The organism is Salinibacterium sp. NSLL17, from assembly GCF_015864935.1.
GTDB lineage: Bacteria > Actinomycetota > Actinomycetes > Actinomycetales > Microbacteriaceae > Rhodoglobus.
This window is the reverse complement of sequence record NZ_JADYWH010000002.1, coordinates 594571-613804: the sequence shown is the minus strand read 5'-3', so window position 1 is coordinate 613804 and position 19234 is coordinate 594571. Positions and strand designations below refer to the sequence as shown.

General features: G+C 61.7%; 24 protein-coding genes. 15 read left to right on the top strand and 9 right to left on the bottom strand.

Features of this window, described 5'->3' with window-relative positions:
* Positions 1-31: 31 nt before the first annotated feature.
* Genes I6E51_RS12560 through I6E51_RS12545 form a run of 4 tightly spaced genes read right to left on the bottom strand, consistent with a single transcriptional unit; the run spans position 32 to position 4467 of the window.
* Positions 32-1108: a sugar ABC transporter substrate-binding protein gene (locus I6E51_RS12560; protein WP_307783975.1), complete on the bottom strand. Its 1077-nt coding sequence runs from the start codon at positions 1106-1108 to the stop codon at positions 32-34.
* Positions 1105-2313 carry an ROK family transcriptional regulator gene (locus I6E51_RS12555; protein ID WP_197108337.1) on the bottom strand — a complete coding sequence of 403 codons (1209 nt, stop codon included), beginning with the start codon at positions 2311-2313 and terminating at the stop codon, positions 1105-1107. The genes I6E51_RS12560 and I6E51_RS12555 overlap by 4 nt, the downstream gene beginning before the upstream one ends.
* A gap of 50 nt (positions 2314-2363) precedes the next feature.
* Positions 2364-3035 (bottom strand): TrkA family potassium uptake protein, encoded by a 672-nt coding sequence (locus I6E51_RS12550; RefSeq protein ID WP_197108335.1) that lies wholly within the window; start codon positions 3033-3035, stop codon positions 2364-2366.
* A complete protein-coding gene (locus I6E51_RS12545) occupies positions 3028-4467 on the bottom strand; it encodes a TrkH family potassium uptake protein (protein WP_231600045.1) in 1440 nt (479 codons plus the stop codon). The genes I6E51_RS12550 and I6E51_RS12545 overlap by 8 nt, the downstream gene beginning before the upstream one ends.
* Positions 4468-4531: 64 nt before the next feature.
* Between I6E51_RS12545 and I6E51_RS12540 the strand changes: the two genes are divergently transcribed.
* The 3 genes from I6E51_RS12540 to I6E51_RS12530 all read left to right on the top strand — a co-directional run bounded on the left by I6E51_RS12540 (position 4532) and on the right by I6E51_RS12530 (position 5597).
* Positions 4532-5014: a helix-turn-helix transcriptional regulator gene (locus I6E51_RS12540; protein ID WP_197108333.1), complete on the top strand. Its 483-nt coding sequence runs from the start codon at positions 4532-4534 to the stop codon at positions 5012-5014.
* Positions 5015-5165: 151 nt separating this feature from the next.
* Entirely contained in the window at positions 5166-5360 is a 195-nt protein-coding gene (locus I6E51_RS12535) for a helix-turn-helix domain-containing protein (RefSeq protein ID WP_129072959.1), read from the top strand.
* 138 nt (positions 5361-5498) lie between these two features.
* Positions 5499-5597, top strand: coding sequence for an AURKAIP1/COX24 domain-containing protein (locus I6E51_RS12530; protein ID WP_003792170.1), 99 nt, complete (start codon positions 5499-5501; stop codon positions 5595-5597).
* 85 nt (positions 5598-5682) lie between these two features.
* On the opposite strand, the gene I6E51_RS12525 is transcribed toward I6E51_RS12530, so the two are convergent.
* Complete coding sequence (locus tag I6E51_RS12525) at positions 5683-6447, bottom strand: HAD family phosphatase (protein ID WP_197110504.1); 765 nt, start codon at positions 6445-6447, stop codon at positions 5683-5685.
* Positions 6448-6465: 18 nt separating this feature from the next.
* On the opposite strand from I6E51_RS12525, the gene I6E51_RS12520 reads away from it, so the two are divergent.
* The 3 genes from I6E51_RS12520 (at position 6466) to I6E51_RS12510 (ending at position 7314) form a co-directional block, all read left to right on the top strand.
* Positions 6466-6729 carry a glutaredoxin family protein gene (locus I6E51_RS12520; protein ID WP_197108329.1) on the top strand — a complete coding sequence of 88 codons (264 nt, stop codon included), beginning with the start codon at positions 6466-6468 and terminating at the stop codon, positions 6727-6729.
* The gene (locus I6E51_RS12515) at positions 6726-7025 is read left to right on the top strand and encodes a Dabb family protein (RefSeq protein ID WP_197108327.1); all 300 of its coding nucleotides are present in this window, start codon (positions 6726-6728) and stop codon (positions 7023-7025) included. The genes I6E51_RS12520 and I6E51_RS12515 overlap by 4 nt, the downstream gene beginning before the upstream one ends.
* 109 nt (positions 7026-7134) lie before the next feature.
* The gene (locus I6E51_RS12510; RefSeq protein WP_197110503.1) at positions 7135-7314 is read left to right on the top strand and encodes a YegP family protein; all 180 of its coding nucleotides are present in this window, start codon (positions 7135-7137) and stop codon (positions 7312-7314) included.
* A gap of 53 nt (positions 7315-7367) precedes the next feature.
* Here I6E51_RS12510 and I6E51_RS12505 read toward each other — a convergent pair whose 3' ends face one another.
* Together I6E51_RS12505 and aspS are read right to left on the bottom strand one after the other, a co-directional pair.
* A complete protein-coding gene (locus I6E51_RS12505; RefSeq protein WP_197110502.1) occupies positions 7368-7658 on the bottom strand; it encodes a hypothetical protein in 291 nt (96 codons plus the stop codon).
* A gap of 85 nt (positions 7659-7743) precedes the next feature.
* The gene (gene aspS, locus I6E51_RS12500) at positions 7744-9072 is read right to left on the bottom strand and encodes an aspartate--tRNA(Asn) ligase (protein ID WP_197110501.1); all 1329 of its coding nucleotides are present in this window, start codon (positions 9070-9072) and stop codon (positions 7744-7746) included.
* Between the two features lie 67 nt (positions 9073-9139).
* Here aspS and I6E51_RS12495 point away from each other — a divergent pair, with 67 nt between their 5' ends.
* Genes I6E51_RS12495 through ccsB form a run of 5 tightly spaced genes read left to right on the top strand, consistent with a single transcriptional unit; the run spans position 9140 to position 13727 of the window.
* Positions 9140-9775: a histidine phosphatase family protein gene (locus I6E51_RS12495; protein ID WP_197110500.1), complete on the top strand. Its 636-nt coding sequence runs from the start codon at positions 9140-9142 to the stop codon at positions 9773-9775.
* On the top strand, positions 9772-10362 hold the full coding sequence (locus tag I6E51_RS12490; RefSeq protein ID WP_197108317.1) for a TlpA disulfide reductase family protein: 591 nt from the start codon (positions 9772-9774) through the stop codon (positions 10360-10362). Before I6E51_RS12495 ends, I6E51_RS12490 begins: the two co-directional genes overlap by 4 nt.
* On the top strand, positions 10362-11105 hold the full coding sequence (locus I6E51_RS12485; protein WP_197110499.1) for a cytochrome c biogenesis protein CcdA: 744 nt from the start codon (positions 10362-10364) through the stop codon (positions 11103-11105). The genes I6E51_RS12490 and I6E51_RS12485 overlap by 1 nt, the downstream gene beginning before the upstream one ends.
* Complete coding sequence (locus I6E51_RS12480) at positions 11083-12729, top strand: cytochrome c biogenesis protein ResB (RefSeq protein ID WP_307783972.1); 1647 nt, start codon at positions 11083-11085, stop codon at positions 12727-12729. The genes I6E51_RS12485 and I6E51_RS12480 overlap by 23 nt, the downstream gene beginning before the upstream one ends.
* Positions 12726-13727 (top strand): c-type cytochrome biogenesis protein CcsB, encoded by a 1002-nt coding sequence (ccsB, locus tag I6E51_RS12475; RefSeq protein WP_307783971.1) that lies wholly within the window; start codon positions 12726-12728, stop codon positions 13725-13727. Before I6E51_RS12480 ends, ccsB begins: the two co-directional genes overlap by 4 nt.
* A 162-nt stretch (positions 13728-13889) precedes the next feature.
* On the opposite strand, the gene I6E51_RS12470 is transcribed toward ccsB, so the two are convergent.
* A complete protein-coding gene (locus I6E51_RS12470) occupies positions 13890-14504 on the bottom strand; it encodes a hypothetical protein (protein WP_197110498.1) in 615 nt (204 codons plus the stop codon).
* 65 nt (positions 14505-14569) lie between these two features.
* Entirely contained in the window at positions 14570-15562 is a 993-nt protein-coding gene (locus tag I6E51_RS12465; RefSeq protein ID WP_197110497.1) for an o-succinylbenzoate synthase, read from the bottom strand.
* 42 nt (positions 15563-15604) lie between these two features.
* Between I6E51_RS12465 and I6E51_RS12460 the strand changes: the two genes are divergently transcribed.
* From I6E51_RS12460 to I6E51_RS12445, 4 genes are all read left to right on the top strand, one after another.
* On the top strand, positions 15605-16030 hold the full coding sequence (locus I6E51_RS12460; protein ID WP_197110496.1) for a 1,4-dihydroxy-6-naphthoate synthase: 426 nt from the start codon (positions 15605-15607) through the stop codon (positions 16028-16030).
* A gap of 82 nt (positions 16031-16112) precedes the next feature.
* A complete protein-coding gene (locus tag I6E51_RS12455; RefSeq protein ID WP_197108307.1) occupies positions 16113-17096 on the top strand; it encodes a 1,4-dihydroxy-2-naphthoyl-CoA synthase in 984 nt (327 codons plus the stop codon).
* A 17-nt stretch (positions 17097-17113) separates the two neighbouring features.
* On the top strand, positions 17114-18226 hold the full coding sequence (locus tag I6E51_RS12450) for an AMP-binding protein (RefSeq protein WP_197110495.1): 1113 nt from the start codon (positions 17114-17116) through the stop codon (positions 18224-18226).
* Positions 18227-18235: 9 nt separating this feature from the next.
* On the top strand, positions 18236-19234 hold the full coding sequence (locus I6E51_RS12445; protein WP_197110494.1) for a 1,4-dihydroxy-2-naphthoate polyprenyltransferase: 999 nt from the start codon (positions 18236-18238) through the stop codon (positions 19232-19234).

Sequence of the window (19234 nt, the reverse complement as noted above, 5' to 3'; positions counted from 1 at the left end):
AGTTCGTTGACCGTGCTGGTGTCGTGGGGCATTACTGAATCCCCGCCGCCGCACACGCTTGGGCATATTCGGTCGTGCAAATTTGCTCGACGGTGTAGAAACCATCAGCGACGACGGTCTCCATAATGTTGTCCATCGTCACGATTACGGGAGTGAGCAGTGTTGTCGGAACGCCGTTGGTTTCCTCGCTCTGTCCCACGAGTTGCTTGCCGTCGAGCAGCGCCACCGCGTGTGTCGCCGCGATCTCAGCCTCGCGCTTCAGATCCTTGTAGACGGTCATGTACTGGTCGCCGCTCACAATGCGTTGGATGGCGGTGAGTTCGGCATCCTGACCGGTGACGGGTGGCAGCGGGGTCACCCCGCCAGCCTTGAGCGCAGCGATAGCTCCGCCAGCCGTTGCGTCGTTAGCGGCATAGACGCCAATGAGACTGTCGCCGAACTGGGTGACCTGGCTCGCCATCCACTCCTGGGCTTTGTCTGGGCTCCAGTCGGGAGTGTCGAATTCGGCAACGACCGTATAGGCGCTGCCATCGATCACACTGTGCGCGCCCTTCTTGAACAGGCGCGAATTGTTGTCGGTGGGGGAGCCGTTGATCATCACAATGTTGCCCTCAGAGAGGCCCTGATCGGCGAGACGCTCGACGAGCGCTTTGCCCTGCAACGAACCCACTTTTTCGTTATCGAACGACACCCAAAATGCGAGTTCGGGGCTGCCAATCAGGCGGTCATACGAAATCACGGGAACCTTATAGGACTGGGCCGTAGCGACGATCGTTACCGCCGCCGAAGAATCCACGGGGTCGAGCACGAGCACGCTAATGCCCTGCGCAAAAGCAGACTCGGCCTGCTGTTGCTGCTTCGCCGGGTCCTGATCGGCATTCGCATAAATCACGTTGCACTCAGGGCACAGCTCGGCAACCTTCGCCTCAAAGAACGGGCGATCATAGGCCTCGTAACGCGCCGTCTTCGATTCGGGCAGCAGCAGCGCGATCGTGCGGGAGTTATCTGCCGACGCGTTAGGGGAGATCATCGCGCAGCCGCCGAGAGCGAGAACCGTCACGAGCGCGGTCGCCAGCAGTTGCACAATTCGAGAACGGGCGGATGTCACGAGGCCTCCGTTATCGAAGGCTCGGCGCTCAGCGTGGCGTCGGCTCCAATCGTGAGTTGATCAATCGCAAAGGCGATCGACCCCAACAGCTCGCTGCGCGGCCCCAGCTGGCTCTGCACAAGATCAGCAGCCTGCCCGGAGCCCACAATGACCGAACGTTCCATCGCGTGCCGCATCGGGCCCAACAGCAGCTCACCCGCCTGCGAGAGTTCGCCGCCCACCGCGATGCGCTCGGGATCAAAGACGTTACTCAGATTGCCGGCGGCGATGCCGAGATGGCGTCCCGCATCGGCAATGGCCCGGATGCACGCGTTATCCCCGGCGATTGCGCGCACCACCACATCGTGAAGCTTGAGACCGCGACGGCCAGTGCGCACCGACTCAACGATGGCTTGGCCACCAGCGAGGGTTTCGAGACATCCACGATTGCCGCAGCGGCAGAGTGCGCCATCTTCGTCGAGAACCATGTGGCCAAATTCACCGGCAGTGCCGTGGTGTCCACGGAACACCGCGCCGTTCAGGATGAGGCCAGCGCCAATACCGTCATCGATGCTGACGTAGAGAGAATTGGGCTTGCCGCGCAGCGCGCCCGAGCGGTACTCGGCGAGCGCCCCCATGTTGGCGTTGTTGTCGACATACACCGGGCTATTGAGGCGGATGCCGAGAGATTCTGCGACGGGAACGCCGTCCCAGCCGCGCATGATCCCCGTGCGCGAAATGATGCCCGTCGATTGATCCATGGGGGCGGGCATCGCGAGGCCAACCGCCAGGATCTCATCGTGCGTGGCATCGACCGATTCGAGCATGTCGGTGATGAGTTGGGCAGCCCGATTGAGCTCGTTGTCGGCGCGGTGGTCTTTCGCGAGCGGCATGTGGTGCTCGGCGACTACCGTGTGGGCGACATCCGAGAGCGCTACGCGCATGTGGCGTTCCGAGAAGTGAACGCCAGCGACGAGGCCAAGGGCGCGAGCAAGCGTGATCTGGTGGGCGCGACGACCACTGCGCGTGCTCATCGTGGTCGCGAGCACTCCGGAGGTGACGAGCTCTTTGACAATGTTGGAGACGGTGGCTGGCGAAAGACCGGTAACCCCGGCCAATTCGATCTGCGTGAGGCCACCATGGTGCTTGACCGCGTCGACAATGCGAGCGCGGTTAGCTTCGCGGAGCGAAGTTTGCGACCCCGGGGTCGCCCGTTTTTTGCTCACGGAATCAAGATACAGGTAGCGAGTGCGCGCAGATCAGTCCACGAACGGGGCTAGGTCGCTAGTGTCGCGAACTTTTCGATGTCAACGGAGTTGCCACTGACGATCACGAGGTCGTGATTCGAGATCACCGTCTCGGGAGTGGCGTAGGTAAATTCCTTACCGGGCGACTTCACCCCGACCACTGTGATGCCGTACTTGCGGCGAACTTGCGATTCGCTCAGCGGAAGGCCGCGGATGGGCTTCGGCGGGTACATCTTGACGATGGCGAAGTCGTCATCGAACTCGATGAAGTCGATCATCCGGCCAGACACGAGGTGCGCGACGCGCTCGCCGGCCTCAGCTTCCGGGTAAATCACGTGGTTGGCGCCGATGCGGTTCAGGATCTTGCCGTGGGAGCGACTGATGGCCTTGGCCCAGATCTGCGGAATCTTGAGGTCGACAAGGTTGGCCGTGATGAGCACGCTGGCTTCAATCGACGAGCCGACAGCCACGACAGCGATCGAGAAGTCTTGCGCGCCGATCTGCTGCAGAGCGTCGAGGCTGCGAGCGTCAGTTTGCACGGCGTGAGTGACGCGCTCCGACCATTTTTGTACGAGGCTGAGGTCAGCATCGATCGCAAGAACTTCGCGGTCGAGGCGCTGAAGTTGACCGGCAGTGGCCGCACCGAAGCGACCAAGCCCGATTACTAGCACCGGGGCATTGTGGGCGATCTTGTCAACCAACGATGGGCCTCTCTTCTGCTCTCGTGAACAATTGACGGCGCTGACTGGCCGCAAGGGCTGCCGCCAGCGTAACCGTTCCCACTCGTCCAGCCCACATTGTGGCGGCGAGGATGTACTTGCCGCCATCGGGCAGGGTCTCGGTCAGTCCCGTGGAGAGTCCACAGGTGGCAAAGGCAGAAATGACATCAAAGAGCACCCGGTCGAGCGGTTCTTTAGTTATCTGCAATATCGCGATGGTGGAGATGGCGACGATCGTTGCGCCCCACAGCGTGACGCTGACGGCGAGGCGAAGCACGTCGGTGGGGATGCGGCGCTCGAAAGCGTGCATGTCGTTGTCGCCGCGCGCTTCGGCGAGGGCGGCCAAGAACAGCACGGCCAGAGTCGTGACTTTGATGCCACCCGCAGTGGAGGCGGAGCCGCCGCCCACAAACATCAGCATGTCGAAGACAAGCAGCGTCGACCCATTGAGCTCGTTGATATCGATGGTGGAGAACCCACCCGAGCGCGTCATGGTCGATAAGAAGGTGGATGTCAGGGGTCTCGAAATCAGGCTTTGCCCACCAATGGTGTTGGTGTTGTTCCATTCGAGAATCAGCACAGCTAGCGCCCCGGCAAAGATCAACAACACCGTCGTGAAGAGGGTGAGACGGGCGTGCACCGAGAGACGAGCGCCGCTCTTGAGGTTGCGAACCACCGCGAAGATCACGGGAAAGCCGAGGCTGCCGAGGAAGACGCCGACACCGATCGCTCCGAGCATCCACGGGTCTTGAGCGAAGGCTTCCATGCCGCTGACCGCAGGCACAAAGCCGGTGTTGGTGAATGCGGATGCCGCGAAGTAGAAGCCCTGCCAAATGGCGGGCCACACGTCGTAACCCTCCACGAGCAATCGCGGGATGATCACGAGGGAGAGCACGATTTCAATGGCGAGCGCGCTGATCGCGACCGTCGCCAGAAGCCCACCGATCTCGCCAAGCCGGATCGCTTGTGATTCAGAAACCGGCCCGACGTGGATGCGCGAGGGGTTGGTGTCGCTCGCGGCGATGAGTCGTTGGCGAAGGCCTAGGCGGCGCGACACAACGAGGCCGAGCATGCTCGCCAGGGTGAGAACGCCGATTCCGCCCACTTGAAGACCAATGAGAATTGCGGAGTTGCCGAAGGCTGACCAGTGCGTCGACATATCGACGGTGGTGAGGCCGGTGACGCAAATCGCGGATACCGCGGTGAAGAGCGCGTCAACGAGGGGAGTTGCCTGACCGTCCCGAGCCGAGATCGGCAGCACAAGAATCGTCGTGAGAACGACTACGAGCGCCGAAAAGATGGCGATAGCGAAGCGCGCGGGGGTTGCCGCAGCGAAACGATCGATCACATCACGAACGCGGGCGAGGATGCTGCGTTCACGAGGGTGCGCACGCATAGGTGCCCAAGAACTCATAAAATTATCTCCCCACGCACAGGAGGCCATGGTACTCCTCAGAAACCCCCGGTACCCTATTGCAATGGCCGACATCTTTGACGTAGTAGCCGATTCAACTCGGCGTAGCCTTCTGACCGTGCTGCTTGAGCAGTACATCGCCTCGGATTCTCCGAGTGGCGAGCTGAGCGTAAGTGAGATTGTCGAGAAGCTCGATTTGAGTCAGCCGACGGTCTCTAAGCACCTCAAGGTGCTGCGCGATCACGGGTTGGTGTCGGTGCGTGAAGACGGCCAACACCGCTATTACCGTCTCGACTCTTCTCCTCTTGAAGAGGTTGAAGACTGGCTGATTCCGTTCTTGAGTGCGGACTTCCAAGAAGACTTCGATGAAGAGCTGCTCGCGTCGACCGGCGCTTTCTCGGCCTGGTCGGGAGCGGATGTCGGAGACAACTTGGGTCGCCAAGTCGCCGATCGTGCCTACCAAGCTCGCACCGCACTTCACGATGTTGCGGAGGCTGCAAAGCACCTCCCGGGCACCGTGCGCTCTCGCATCTTCCGCAAGGATTAAGCGCGAGGCGCGCCGGGGGAGCGCGTTTAGGGGTGGACAGCGAGTCACACCAGCCCCTATTGTTACCGATTAGCACTTCAGTCACATGCTGGGTGCTTTGTGCAGTCGCTTTGTGCGTTCTGCAGTTGGTGAAACTAAAGGGGCTGGTCCGATGTCACGGGATCTATCTGAGATGCGCTTTCTCACCGTCGCTGAGGTGGCGGACATGATGCGCGTCTCAAACATGACCGTGTATCGTCTCGTTCACTCCGGTGAACTCCCGGCTGTTCGTTTTGGTCGCTCATTCCGCATCCCGGAATCGGCTGTAGCGAGCGCCGTTGCGCCCCCAATCTCCGAGGTTGGATAGCGGCGAATCGTCGCTGAGGGTTCATTCCCAGTTCATCGAGACTTTTAAACCCGCCCGGTGCGGTAAACTCTTCCGGTATGTCTTTCCGCGGTTCTGAATCGGACCGGGTCGGTTCGTTCAGAAATCAGTGAGGTTCCTATGGGTTCAGTCATCAAAAAGCGTCGCAAGCGTATGGCAAAGAAGAAGCACCGCAAGCTGCTTCGTAAGACACGCCACCAGCGTCGTAACAAGAAGTAACTAGTCCCAATGACTAGCGGCCGTCTTTCGAGACGGTCATAACTCGAACACCCGAACGTTCATCTGAACGATCGGGTGTTCGGCGTTAACGAGCGTTTTTGCGCACGATCTTGGCTTGCCGCTTCACGCGGCGCCGAGCTTCTTTGAGGCCGGCGCGGCTCAGCGGCAGAACTGGCCAGCCCATTTTTTGGGCATAGTGCGTGAGTTTTACATCCGCGTTTACGGCAACACGATTGCCTACGGCGCTCAGTAGCGGGATGTCGTTGCTGGAATCGGAGTACGCCCAGCAGTCTGCCAGGTTGGCCCCGAGCCGCCCAGCGAGTTCGGTGGCGACGGCAGCCTTTTCGGGGCCGTGAAGCACGTGGCCGTCGAGTTCTCCCGTGAGAAAGCCGTCTTCGGCGCGCACGCGGGTGCCGAGCGCCCCGGTGAGGCCGAGTCGTTCGGCAATCACTTGTGCCACGAACTGAGGCGTCGCAGTGATGAGCCAGACTTCATGGCCTTTCGCGAGGTGCTCTTTGGCCAGGTCGACGGTTTCGGGCCAGAGGTTGGGCAGAATGTCGCGCTCATAGATGGTCTCAGCCAGCTCAATGAGGGTCTGCAGGGAATGCCCGCCCACGATCTCAAGCGCCCGTTCCCGTGCAGAGGTCATGTGTTTGTGGTTTTCTCCCACAGCGACGAACCGAAACTGGTGCCACGCAAAGCGAGCAATATCTCGCCAGCCCACGATTCCACGCCGCCAGGCTTCCTTGCTCAAATAGAAAGCACTCGCACCACGCATGAGCGTGTTGTCCACGTCAAAGAAAGCCACAACGGCGTTCTGGCTGGGTGGGGGCGACGTTACCTCGTGCATTCGCATTATTCTAGGGTCGTGCCCACGAAACGTCTCACTTTAATTGGCAAGCCGGGATGTCATCTTTGTGACGATGCCCGCGAAACGATCAATCAGGTCATCGCGGCACTGCCCTCAACCATCGAGATCGAACTCACTGAGCAGTCGATTCTCGAGGATGAGCAGTTGAATGCGAAGTACTGGGACGAGATTCCCGTTGTGCTCATCAACGACCGCGTACACACCATTTGGCGTGTCGAACCCGAGCGCCTCAGCGCTGCCCTTCTGGAGGAAACAGAATGATCCGTCACGTTGTTATGTGGAAGCTCATCGCCGAAGATCCGGCAGACCAGAAGATCGCAGCGGATGCGATGGCTGCTGCGCTGGAACCTCTCGTCGGCAAGATCGATGGTCTCGAAGCGCTAACCGTGCGCCCGGATGTGGCAACTGTCGCCGGAAATTGGGACGTCATCCTCGTGTCTGATCACACCTCCGTTGAGGCTCTCGCGGCTTACGGAACGCATCCGTTGCACGTGGAAGCGGGTGCTGTGGTGAAGGCAAACACTCGTGAACGGGCCTGCGTCGACTTCGAGCTCTAAACCGGGGAGCGACGCCGCCTCTTGTGGGCTGCTCATACCTCCGCATTAGGATGTGGGGCACTTGCCGCGCTCTCGCGTGGTCCCGAAACGAGGATCGAAAGAGGAAACTATGAAGTTTCAAATCGTCAAAGGCAAGAGCGAGACGCAGCCATTCTTTTGGCGCATCGTTGCCAGTAACGGCCAGACTCTTGCGGTGAGCGAGAACTACGTCGCTAAGGCATCAGCCAAGAGTGCTGTGGAGTCCGTCATCAAGAATGCCGGCGGGGCCAGCATCGAAGACCTTACGTAAAACAGGGTGTCAGTGCTCGCGGGGCATCCTCGCGAGCACGACCGTCGTGACTGCTACTTGCTGACTTCGATCGGGCCAGTCATGTGGTTCTTGATGGAGTCGCGCTCGGCTGCCAATGACGCGAGCGTTCCGCTGTCGAGTCCTGGTTGCAGCATGTCGTCGAAGGGATTGCCCATTCCACTCTTGGAGTGCACTACTTCGGCATAAGCCGTTGCTGCTGCCGCTACCTTGGCGCTCGCACGCTGGGCCTTCTTCAGCGAGACAGCACTGCTGCCTACGACCTCAGCATGCTTGTTGAGTGCCTTCTTCAGATCTTTGAGTGCTGAATCAATTTTCTTTGACATGGGGTCATCCTGCCTTAGTGAGCTATGCGCTGGCTATGGGTTCGGTGTGTCGAACTGTGAGGCCCTCGCGAGCCCCACAGGGCGGCTACGGAGTGAGGCGGGTTGGTCCGCGGAAGAGATACGTCGCTTCGCGCAGGTTGGGCAGACCGAGGAGCAACATCAGCACGCGACCGAGGCCCATGCCGAAGCCTCCGTGCGGCGGTACACCGTAGCGGAAGAAGTCGAGATAGAAGTCGAGCTCTGCGGGGTCCATGCCCTTGTCGCGGATCTGAGCCTCCAACACGTCAACGCGGTGCTCGCGCTGGGCGCCAGTGGAGATCTCGACGCCGTTGAACACGAGGTCATAGCTGTTCGTGAGGCCTGCATCATCCGCGTGACGCATGTGGTAAAACGGGCGGATGCTGGCGGCGTAGTCGGTCAAGAACACGAAATCGTGGTCGTACGTTTCTTTCACGTAGGCGGCGATCTGGCGCTCACCCTCCGGGTCCATGTCAGCGTCGGCGCGCGGCACCGTGTAGCCACGGTCGCTGACGATCTGCTTAGCCTCGGCCAGCGGGATACGGGGGAAGGGGCGAGTCGGCACCGTCATTTCGATGCCGAACAGCTTCTCGATCTCTTCGCCATGCTTGTCTTTGACGGCTTGGAAGCCGGCAACCATGAGCTCTTCGTGCAAGTTCATGACGTCTTCGTGGCTGGAGATCCAGCTGATCTCGCTGTCGACCATTGTGAACTCGGTGGCGTGACGCGAGGTGAAGCTGGGGTCGGCACGGAAGCTCGGTGCGATCTCGAAGATCTTGCCGAAACCTGCGGACTGAGCCATCTGCTTGAAGAACTGCGGGCTCTGCGCGAGGTAGGCCTTGGTGTCGAAGTAGTCGACCTCAAACAGCTCAGCCTTCGATTCGCTCGCGCTGGCCATGAGCTTGGGGGTGTGAATTTCGATGAAGTCGTTCTCAACCCAGTAGGTGCGCCAGGCGTGCTCAAGCGTGGTCTGGATGCGGAAGATTAGGTTATTGCGCGGTACCCGCAGGTCGAGGAAGCGCCAGTCCATGCGCTTGTCAACACTGGTGTCTTCCGCGATTGGCGTCTCAGGGATGGCCTCGGCGGCGATCTCGATATCGGCAAGCTTGATCTCAACGCCGCCGAGCTTCACGCGCTCGTCGTGCTTCAACTCACCGGTTGCGGTGAGGAAGGTGCCCTGAGCGAGCCCGGAAATGATCTCGGCGAGGGGATCCTCTGCCGGGGTGCCGCCTTCGTTGAACGAGCGGGGGTGAACAAGCTGCACCGCACCCGACTCGTCACGCAGCACAACGAATTGCACCTTCTTTTGATCTCGAACAGTGTCGACCCAACCCGAAACGGAGGTCTCTCCATCGCTAGCGGCGGCCAGGTTCTTAATGAGGGTGCGTGTAGTCACAGCGCCGAGTTTACAAGGGATCACGCAAGAGAAAGTGCGGGAGGGCAGCAGACGTAGACTGAATACCGTGCCAGCAGACCTCATCCATCTCGTTCGCCATGGTGAAGTGCACAATCCCGACCGCATTCTCTATGGCCGTCTCCCCGGGTATCACCTCAGTGAACTCGGTCATAAAATGGCGGATGTCGCCGCCGCAAGCTTCGCCCAGCGGCCCCTCACGGCGCTCTATGCGAGCCCCCTGCAGCGCGCTCAAGAGTCAGCGCAACCCTGGTCGGAGCGCTATGGCTTCCCCATCACGACCGAAGAGCGCATCATCGAGCCGTCCAATTGGTTCGAGGGAGGTCGACTGCGCTTTCCGCAGGTTCTCGGCCAGCCGCGCGCGTGGCCGCACCTGATCAATCCGTTCAAGCCCAGTTGGGGTGAGGCGTACGTGAGCATTGAGGCCCGGATGCTCGCTGCCATTGACGAGGCATGGTCCGCGGCAGACGGCGGCGAAATCGTTATGGTCAGCCATCAGCTGCCCATCGTTGTTGTAGCCCGTTCCGTGAAGAAAATGCGGCTCGCCCACGACCCCCGCCACCGCCGCTGCACCCTGTCTAGCATCACGACGCTCGCCCGCGAGGGAGACCATTTCGTCGAGGTTGACTATCAGGAACCTGCGGGAGACTTGCTGGCAGCATCCATCGATTTAGGAGCCGTGTGAATCGCCGTCTCATCGCCGCTGTTGTGGCGAGCCTTGCTCTGTTTACTGTGTCGTGCTCCGGCGCCACCGAAAGTCTCGCGCAGCAGTACGAGAACGGATCAGAAGAGGGCTACATTTCGGGTGACGGTTCGACCGTTGAGATTCCGGCCGACAGCCGCGATGAACCCATCACGTACGACGCAACCCTCGACACGGGCGACTCCGTCTCAAGCAATGACTTCGTCGGCTCCGTTTACGTCGTGAACTTCTGGTACTCGAGCTGCCCGCCGTGCCGCCTCGAAGCGCCTGACCTCGCCTCCCTGAGTGAGGAATACCCCGAGGTGCCGTTCTTGGGCGTCAACGTGTCTGACACTGCCGAAACGTCGCTCACCTTCGCTGACGAGTTCGGCATTCCGTACGCCTCCGTTGTGGATGCCAGGACCGCGGGCGTGCAGCTGGCGTTCGCCGGCTCCGTGCCTCCCAACGCAGTGCCGACCACGCTCGTGGTTGACCGCGAGGGCCGAGTGGCCGCTCGCATCAGCGGGCTCGTGCGTGACCCGAGCATCCTCGCCGCGATGATCGACTCCGTCATCGCCGAGGAACAGTAGTGTCGAACCCGGTCGGGGAGCTCATTCTCGGCGGCAACCTCCTTCTGGCGATTCCGATTGCGCTGCTCGCGGGCCTCGTCTCGTTTGCCTCGCCCTGTGTTCTGCCTCTCGTGCCCGGCTACCTTGGCTACATCGGCGGGTTCACGAGCAATGAGGAGAAGGGGAGCACGAAGCGCCTCGTTCTCGGTGTGAGCCTCTTCATCCTGGGGTTCACTGTGGTCTTCGTGGCCTTCACGGTGCTGTTTGGCACGGCCGGTCTTCTGCTGCGCCCGTGGCTCGATCTGATCACCCGCATCGCCGGGGCGCTCGTGATCGTGATGGGCGTCGTGTTCATCGGGCAAGTTACCTTCGCCCAGCGCACGATCAAGCCGAAGTTCAAGGTCGCGACCGGTCTTGCTGGCGCGCCGTTGCTCGGCATTGTCTTCGCCTTGGGCTGGACACCCTGCGTGGGCCCCACCCTCATCGCCGTCGGAAGCATGGTGCTGGATGGCGGAGACCCCGGCCGTGCCGCCATCGTCGGCATCGCCTACAGTCTCGGTCTCGGCATCCCGTTCCTCTTGGTGGCGCTTGGGCTCAACTGGGCAACCGGTTCGGTGGCGTGGATGCGCCGCCACATCCGTCTTATTAATCTGATCGGCGGAGCGCTGCTCGTGCTGATCGGTCTACTCATGGTCACCGGTGTGTGGCGTGCAATCGTGACAAGTTTGGGGGCGGTGATCGGTGGCTTCGACACACTCCTCTGATTCAGAAGCTGGCGATTCGGTGACTGGCGGGGATGCGACGCGTCCCAGCGACCACATGGATGCGCCAGCGCCGGAAAGCAAGATCACGCAGCCGAAGCTCGGCTTTGTGGGCTACGCGCGGTTCTTCTGGCGCCAACTCACGAGCATGCGCACCGCACTGTTCTTGCTGCTTCTCTTGGCCGTGGCGGCGATTCCGGGTTCTCTCGTGCCGCAAATCACATCCGACCCCAACGGTGTTATTGCCTACCGCAACAATTATCCCGACACTGCAGCGGTTCTCGACTTCTTCCAAGTGTTCAACACCTACTCCTCGGTGTGGTTCTCGTCGATTTATCTTCTGCTCTTCATTTCACTCATCGGCTGTGTGCTGCCGCGCACCAAACACCACTTCGATGCGCTGCGCGCTCGCCCACCCAAAACCCCCGCCCGCCTTTCGCGGTTGCAGGGCTTCACGACCCGCACGACCGAAGCGGATGCCACAGCCACGATCGACTCGGCTCGCCGCCTGCTGCGCTCGCAGCGGTACCGCACCGAACTGTATGGCGATTCGGTCAGCGCCGAACGTGGCTACCTGCGGGAGACCGGAAACCTCGTCTTTCACGCCGCGCTCGTAGGCGTGCTCGTCACGGTGGGGATCGGCGGCGGCTTCGGCTACACGGGCCAGCGCGTCGTTGTTGAGGGGTATGCGTTCAGCAACTCTCTCGCCAGTTACGACTCCTTCAACCCGGGGCGCTTCTTCACGGATGACTCGCTCGATCCGTACACCGTTGCGCTCGACTCGTTCGAGCCGGTCTACGAAATCGAGAACCAACAAGCGATCGGTCAAGCGATTGACTTCACTGCGAATGTCACCACCACGGTGCGTGGCAGCGAACCGCAGCAGTCCCAGATCAAGGTCAACGCGCCTCTGAGCCTGAGCGGCACCAATCTGTATCTTCTCGGCAACGGCTATGCCCCGATCATCACGGTGCGTGACGCGGACGACAAGGTCATCTGGTCGCAACCCACTCCGTGCCTCCCGTTCGACGCCAACCTCGGCAGCACCTGCATCATTAAGGTTCCCGACGGACTCGATCAGCAGATTGGGATGCTCGGGTTCCTGTACCCGACCACGGGAACCCTCAGCTCTGGCGCACTTGCTTCCGTGTATCCCGACCTGGTCTCACCCGTGCTCACACTGGAGGTGTACGAGGGTGACCTCGGCCTCGATAACGGGCAGGGCACCAATGCCTATTCGCTCAACACCGACTCGCTCGATCAGATCGCGGGTCGAAACTCTGAAGCTGAAACCTTGCGGCTCACTCCCGGCGACAGGCTTGAACTGCCCGACGGTTTGGGCAGCGTTGAGTTGACGAGCATCCCGCGATTCGTCTCCATTGATGTGCACCATGACCCGTCGCAGCTGCCCGTGCTCTTGTTCTCGATGTTGCTGTTCGGCGGGCTCATCACGAGTCTCTTTGTGCCGCGCCGTCGCATGTGGGTAGCAGCCACAACCGACCTGTCGGGTGTGACAACGATTGAATACGCCGCCCTAGCCCGCGGCGACGACCCCAACCTCGAGTCAGCGGTCGCTGACTTCGCCGATAAACATTCCCAGCAACTGAGAGTTAGGGTGGAATCGTGACTGAGACCTTCGTGTCGTATTCGCTGATTGCGGTCTATTCAGCGATGGCGATTTATACCTTTGCGTTCGTAATGTTCGCCGTCGACTTGGCGCGCCGCTCGGCAGAGTCGAGCGATGCTTCCGCAGCAGGCGCGACCGGCCTTGCGTCGGCATCCGCTCAGCAGGCATCTGTATTGCAGGCGGCGGGTTCTGGCCGTACGGCAACGCTGACCGCAGGCCCCGCTTCAACGGGTGATGCTGCTGTTGCGCACTCGCCTAAGTCGTTGCGAATCGCCATGGCGCTGACCGTCATCGCCTGGGTGCTGCACGTGAGTGCCGTCATTTTCCGTGGAGTTGCCGCTGGCCGCGTTCCGTGGGCGAACATGTTTGAGTTCACACTCACCGCAACAGCCCTGATCGTCGGCGTCTTCTTACTGGTGCAGTTCTGGCAAGACTTGCGCTTCCTCGGCTCGTTTATCACCGGGTTTGCATTGCTCGCGCTCGGCGTCGGCACCTCAAGCTTCTATGTGGATGTCGTGCCGCTGCCGCCAGCGTTGCAGTCGGCTTGGCTGGTCATCCACGTCTTCGTCGCCAGCCTCAGCACCGGGTTCTTTGCCCTCGCCGCCGGGCTCTCGATTGTGCAGCTCATGCAGTCGCGTCGCGAAGCGGGCAAGGCACTCAAGCTGCGCTTTCTCGACACCCTGCCGGCCGCTGACCGCCTCGAAACTCTTGCGTACCGACTGACGGTCGTTGGCTTCGTCATGTGGACCTTCACCCTCATCGCCGGAGCTGTCTGGGCCGAGCGGGCCTGGGGCCGTTACTGGGGCTGGGACACCAAGGAAGTCTGGACGTTCATCATCTGGACCATCTATGCCGGTTACATTCACGCCCGGGCAACCCGGGGATGGCGCGGCTCGCGTTCAGCGTGGCTCGCCATAGTGGGATTCGCCGCCATCATCTTCAACTTCACCGTCGTGAACCTCTTCTTCAAGGGGCTTCACTCCTACTCAGGCCTGTAGAATCAGGCTCAGCGAGGCGCGTCATCAGCGCCTCTGTTTCGCCGTGCCCGGAGGGCTGGGCGCGCCGACGTCCTGGCGGAAGAAAAACGCTGGGGCCGCACCGAGCTGAACCCCAGCGTTTGATCGAGGAGAGCCCCCAAGGGCTCAGTGTGGTGCGCCGCGTTAGCCTGCTGCAGTGAGCTGGATTGGCACAGTGGGCTTTCCCTCGCCGGTGCTGAACTGCAACAGCGGACCCTCGGCGCCGCATTCATACGGTGCCGAGTTGATGGGCGCGCTGGCCAGGAAACTGTTCGTGAGGTCCGCGCCATCCATCGTGACGCCAGACACAGTCACCGTGACGGCAATATCGCTCACCTCTTGAGAGGTCGTAATCACTGTCTCGGTGGCGCTGTACTCCCCGCTGATGCCGCCGGTGATAGCGCCGGTTCCTTCGGTGCCTGCGACCTGCAACAGGATCGCAAAGTCGGGAGTGTAGGTGTAGCTCGTGGCGGTGAAAGCGAGCCCGGTGCCGCCCTCCACCGTGATGTCGAGTCCTTCGTTGGTGCCGCTGACTGCGGAGTAGAAGCTCTGCATCTGATCCTCGGCAATGTACCAGTCGCCGATGAGGCACTCGGGGCCGGTGGCGGCTTCTTCTTCCACTTCCTCGGGGGCCGTGGCATCCACTGCGGCATCGGTCGCGGTCGGCTCGTCGGACGGTGACGCGCAGGCCGTGAGGGTGGCGAGGCTGAGCAGGCTGACGGCGGCTACGGCACGCAAACGGCGCGACTCAATACTCATTCTTGCTCCTCGGATGTGCTTGCCGGTGGCGGCAACCAGTGATTCCACCCTACTGAGCGTCCGCGTTACTGAGGTGAGTAGTTTTTACCTAGTTCGTGGCAGCGAACGACGCGATCGCGCCACCACTGCGTGCGTTCAGGGTTTGCGGCCCAGCGCGTGAGCAACGCCTCATCGGCCTCGATGCGACGCACTTCGAGGTGGCCGTCGCGAGCGCGCAGGGGAGCGGCGGTGACATCGGCGGCCAGGAGGGATGCCGTGGCAAGTCCACAGTCGTAGTCGAGGGGGTCGATGGCGGCGGCGAGATGCGCGCCCATCGCAAGCCCCACGGAGGTCTCCAGGGCGCTCGAGACCACGACGGGCAGCCCGGCATCCTTCACGATTGTCAGGGCTCGAGAGACGCCTCCCAGCGGCTGAGCTTTGATGACGAGCAGGTCGGCGGCACCCGCCCGAGCAACCGCAAGCGGGTCGGCGGCTTTGCGCACACTCTCGTCAGCCGCCACAGGAATCCCCATGTACGCGATGCGGGTGCGCAGCTCGCCCAGCTCGTCGACGGTCGCGCACGGCTGCTCGACATATTCGAGGTCAAATTTGGCGAGGGCATGCACGGCACGTTCGGCCTCATCGACTGTCCACGCGCCGTTGGCATCAATGCGGATGCGGCCGGTTGGCCCCATGACGCGACGCACTTCGGCGACGCGAGCAATGTCATCCTCAAGGGTCTGATCGGGCTCGGCGACCTTTATCTTGGCGGTGCGGCAACCATGGAAACGTTCGAGAACCGCTTCGACAAGGTCGGCGGGAACAGCGGGCACGGTGGCGTTAACCCAGATGCGGTCGCGCACGAGCGGCGGCATCTCATTCCAAGCGTAGTCAATTGCGGCCAGCAGCCACGGGGTCGCTTCGGCATCGTCGTATTCCACGAATGGTGAGAACTCGCTCCACCCCTGAGGGCCGCGAAAGAGGAGCGCTTCACGCTGATCGATGCCGCGAAAGCGTGAGGTCATGGGCAGAGACACCACGTGCGCGGTGTCGAGAATGTCGTTCACTGAAGGGAACATGTTCCCAGTCTGACAAGTTCCTCTGTCAGTTAGGGTAATTGCGTGACTAATCCGGGGGATATTGAGCGCGTAGCGACCAAAGTCGTGCCGTACTACGTCGTGGGCGTCGTCGACGACGAAGAAACTGAGCTGCCCACCGACGGCGAGCAGGAGCCAGCCCCCGACGCCGAAGAGGGTCCGGTTGCGCGGCGATCACGCCCGCGGTGGCTGGGGTTTATTGCCGCAGCACTGGGCATCGCCACGCTTGTGTTGTTCATCATCGCGATGATCGTCTCTGCTGGCGGGGACTACCCGAACGGCACCGCTCTGGCGTATGCCGCGATCGTGGTCTCAATCTCGGCCGCAATTACCGCCATGCTGTGTCTCATTTTCGGACTGCAGCGCCGCTGGGCAGCCTTTGGGCTTGCCGTCGCTGTTCTCGCAAACCCGCTCATCGTTTTGTACGTGTTCCGCTTCTTCGGCAGCTAAAGGGTTCGTCGCGACGAACGAAAGCCGAACATCCCCGGTTCGGCATCAGCCCGCTCTGCACCCCGATGGTTAGGGTGGAGCCATGGCGCCTGTTTCTGAAATTTTTGACGAGAAGTTGTGGCGATCGGTCGCCGGGTTCGATGACCTCACCGACATCACGTACCACCACGATGTGACGGGCACGATTGCGCGCATTGCGTTCGATCGCCCCGAAGTGCGCAACGCCTTCCGGCCGCACACCGTCGACGAGTTGTATCAAACCCTGGACGACGTGCGTCAGAATCCACGCATCGGCGTCGTGCTTCTCACCGGCAACGGCCCGAGCGAGAAAGATGGCGGCTGGGCGTTCTGTTCGGGCGGCGATCAGCGCATCCGTGGCCGTGCCGGTTACGAGTACGAAGGCCAAGAGGGGGCGACGAACCCCACGGCGGCCGGTGTTGCCGCTGCGAATGCTGATGCCCAGCTCACTGAAGCAGACGCTGCTGCTGCCGCAGGAAAGCGCCGTGCCGCCGCCGGTCGCCTCCACATTCTCGAAGTGCAGCGCCTCATCCGCTTCATGCCCAAGGTCGTTATCGCTGTCGTGCCCGGTTGGGCAGCGGGCGGAGGGCACTCGCTGCACGTCGTCTGCGATCTGACGATTGCCAGCGCCGAGCATGCCCGCTTCAAGCAGACGGATGTCGACGTCGGTTCGTTCGACGCCGGTTACGGCAGCGCCTACTTCGCTCGCCAAGTCGGCCAAAAGTTTGCGCGTGAAGTGTTCTTCCTCGCCCGCGAGTACGACGCGCAACGCGCCCTCGACGCGGGAGCGATCAACGCTGCCGTGCCCCACGCCGAACTTGAAGCAACCGCCTATGAGTGGGCGCAAACCATCATGACGAAGTCGCCGACGGCGATCCGCATGGTCAAGTTCGCCCTCAACGCGGTTGACGATGGCCTTGTTGGCCAGCAAGTTTTCGCCGGCGAAGCGACCCGCCTCGCCTACGGCACCGACGAAGCCGTCGAAGGCCGCGACTCATTCCTGCAGAAGCGCGAACCCGATTGGTCGCCTTTTCCCTGGCAATACTAGGCAACGGAGCCATAGCAATGACACGAGAACTCTGGTCAATTGACGCGCGCGATCCCCGCAAAGTGTGGGCGGCGCTGAAGCCAGCACTCGATGGTTCGGGAGCCGCGATTCTGCCGCACCCGGCCTCCCCCTCTGGACTGCCAGAAACAGTGCCCGCGAACGTTGCGGTGATCGTAGAAACGAGCGGATCGACCGGCCGACCCAAGCGCGTGATGCTGAGTGCTGCCGCGCTGAAGGCGAGTGCTGCGGCATCCGATGAGCTTCTGGGTGGCCCGGGACAGTGGCTTCTTGCTGTGCCTGCGCACTACATCGCCGGAATCAATGTGTTGGCGCGTTCGCACTGTGCGGGCACCGAGCCGGTCATGATGGCGACTCGAGACTTTAGCGCCACCACGTTTATCGAGGCAGCAGCGCAGCTCACGGGGGAGCGGCGCTTTGTGTCGCTCGTGCCCGTGCAATTGGCGCGACTGCTCGAGTCAGAAGAGGCCGTTGCGGCGCTTTCCACCTTCCAGCGGATTCTGGTCGGCGGCCAGTCGATCCCGGTAGCGTTATTGGCGACAGCCCGCGCTCGCGGTCTTGCCGTATCGACCACCTACGGGTCGAGCGAAACCAGCGGCGGCGCTGTCTGGGACGGCAAGCCGCTGCCCACCGCCCAGGTGCGTCTCGTGGATGACCGCATTGAACTAGCTGGCCCCATGCTTGCCGAGGGATACCTTGACGACCCACGCCGCAGTGCCTTCTCCTTCCGCATGCAGGATGGCGTGCGCTGGTACCGTACCGACGACGTCGGTGAACTCGTGGATGGCGTGCTGCGCGTACGCGGTCGCGCCGATGACATGATCATTTCCGGCGGAGTGAAAGTCTCGATCGCGGAGGTTGAGAACGCAGTGCGCTCGTTGCCCGGCCAGGATGCTGCTGTCGTTGTCGCCGCTCCCCACCCCGAGTGGGGTGAAGCCCCCGTGGTGATCACGACGCGGGCGATCGACCTCGACGTGGTGCGTCAATCGGTGTCGGCCCAGCTGGCTTCGGCCGCGGCAGCGCCCGCGCGGATCATGCTGATCGATGAGATTCCGCTGCTGTCGACGGGCAAACCCGACAGACTCGCCTTAGCCACAGTCGTGCTTAAGTAGAATCCCTCCGTGGCCTCTCCTAAAAAGCAACGCATCGACCCCGCAACCGTTTCCGCCTCCGCGGCGAAGAAAAAGGGCGGACGCCCAGGTCCTCGACCGCCGAAAGCACCCAAGATTGCCAAAGCCACCGCGCGCGATTGGATCAGCGGTGCCCGCATCCAAACGTTGCCTTTGGCTTTTGCCCCCGTTGCGCTGGGTACAGCGGCGGCCTACGTGCTTCCTCACGAAGAAGATGGCGCCGGCTGGCACTGGGCCCGCGCACTGCTCTGCCTGATCGTTGCGGTCTCGCTCCAAATCGGCGTCAACTTCGCCAACGACTACTCCGACGGAGTGCGGGGAACGGATGACCACCGCGTTGGTCCTCGTCGCCTCACTGCCTCCGGTGCTGCCCGCCCGCGCACCGTCATCACTGTCGCGTTCGTCTGGTTTGGCATCGCCGCCATCGCCGGACTCATCATCGTCGTGCGAAGCGGACACTGGTGGATGCTCGCCGTCGGTGCTGCGGCCATCATCGCCGCCTACTTCTACACGGGAGGCAAACGCCCCTACGGCTACCTCGGCCTCGGTGAAGTGTTCGTCTTCATCTTCTTCGGTCTCGTCGCGACCGCCGGCACCACGTTCGTGCTCGCCGGCACCGTGAATCTTGAGTCGTGGTTGGCGGCCGTTGCTGTCGGGTTGTTCGCCGTTGCAACGCTCATGGTCAACAACATCCGCGATATCGCCCAAGACAAGATCGCCGGAAAGCGCACCCTGGCCGTGCGGATGGGCAACCTGCCATCGCGCATCTTCTACGTCGTAGCGATGCTCGTGCCGTTCGGCATCTTGGGCGTCTACTCGTTGCTGTACTTCAACGCTTACTTGGTGAACTTCGTACTGCTCGTGGCGCTGCCCGCCTGCGTGATCGTGCTCACCGCAAAGACGCCAGCCGAGCTGATCTTGGCGCTGCGCCTCACCGGGCTTACCGCCCTGTTGTTTGGGCTAGGGCTCGCGGCAGCGATCGTGTTCTAG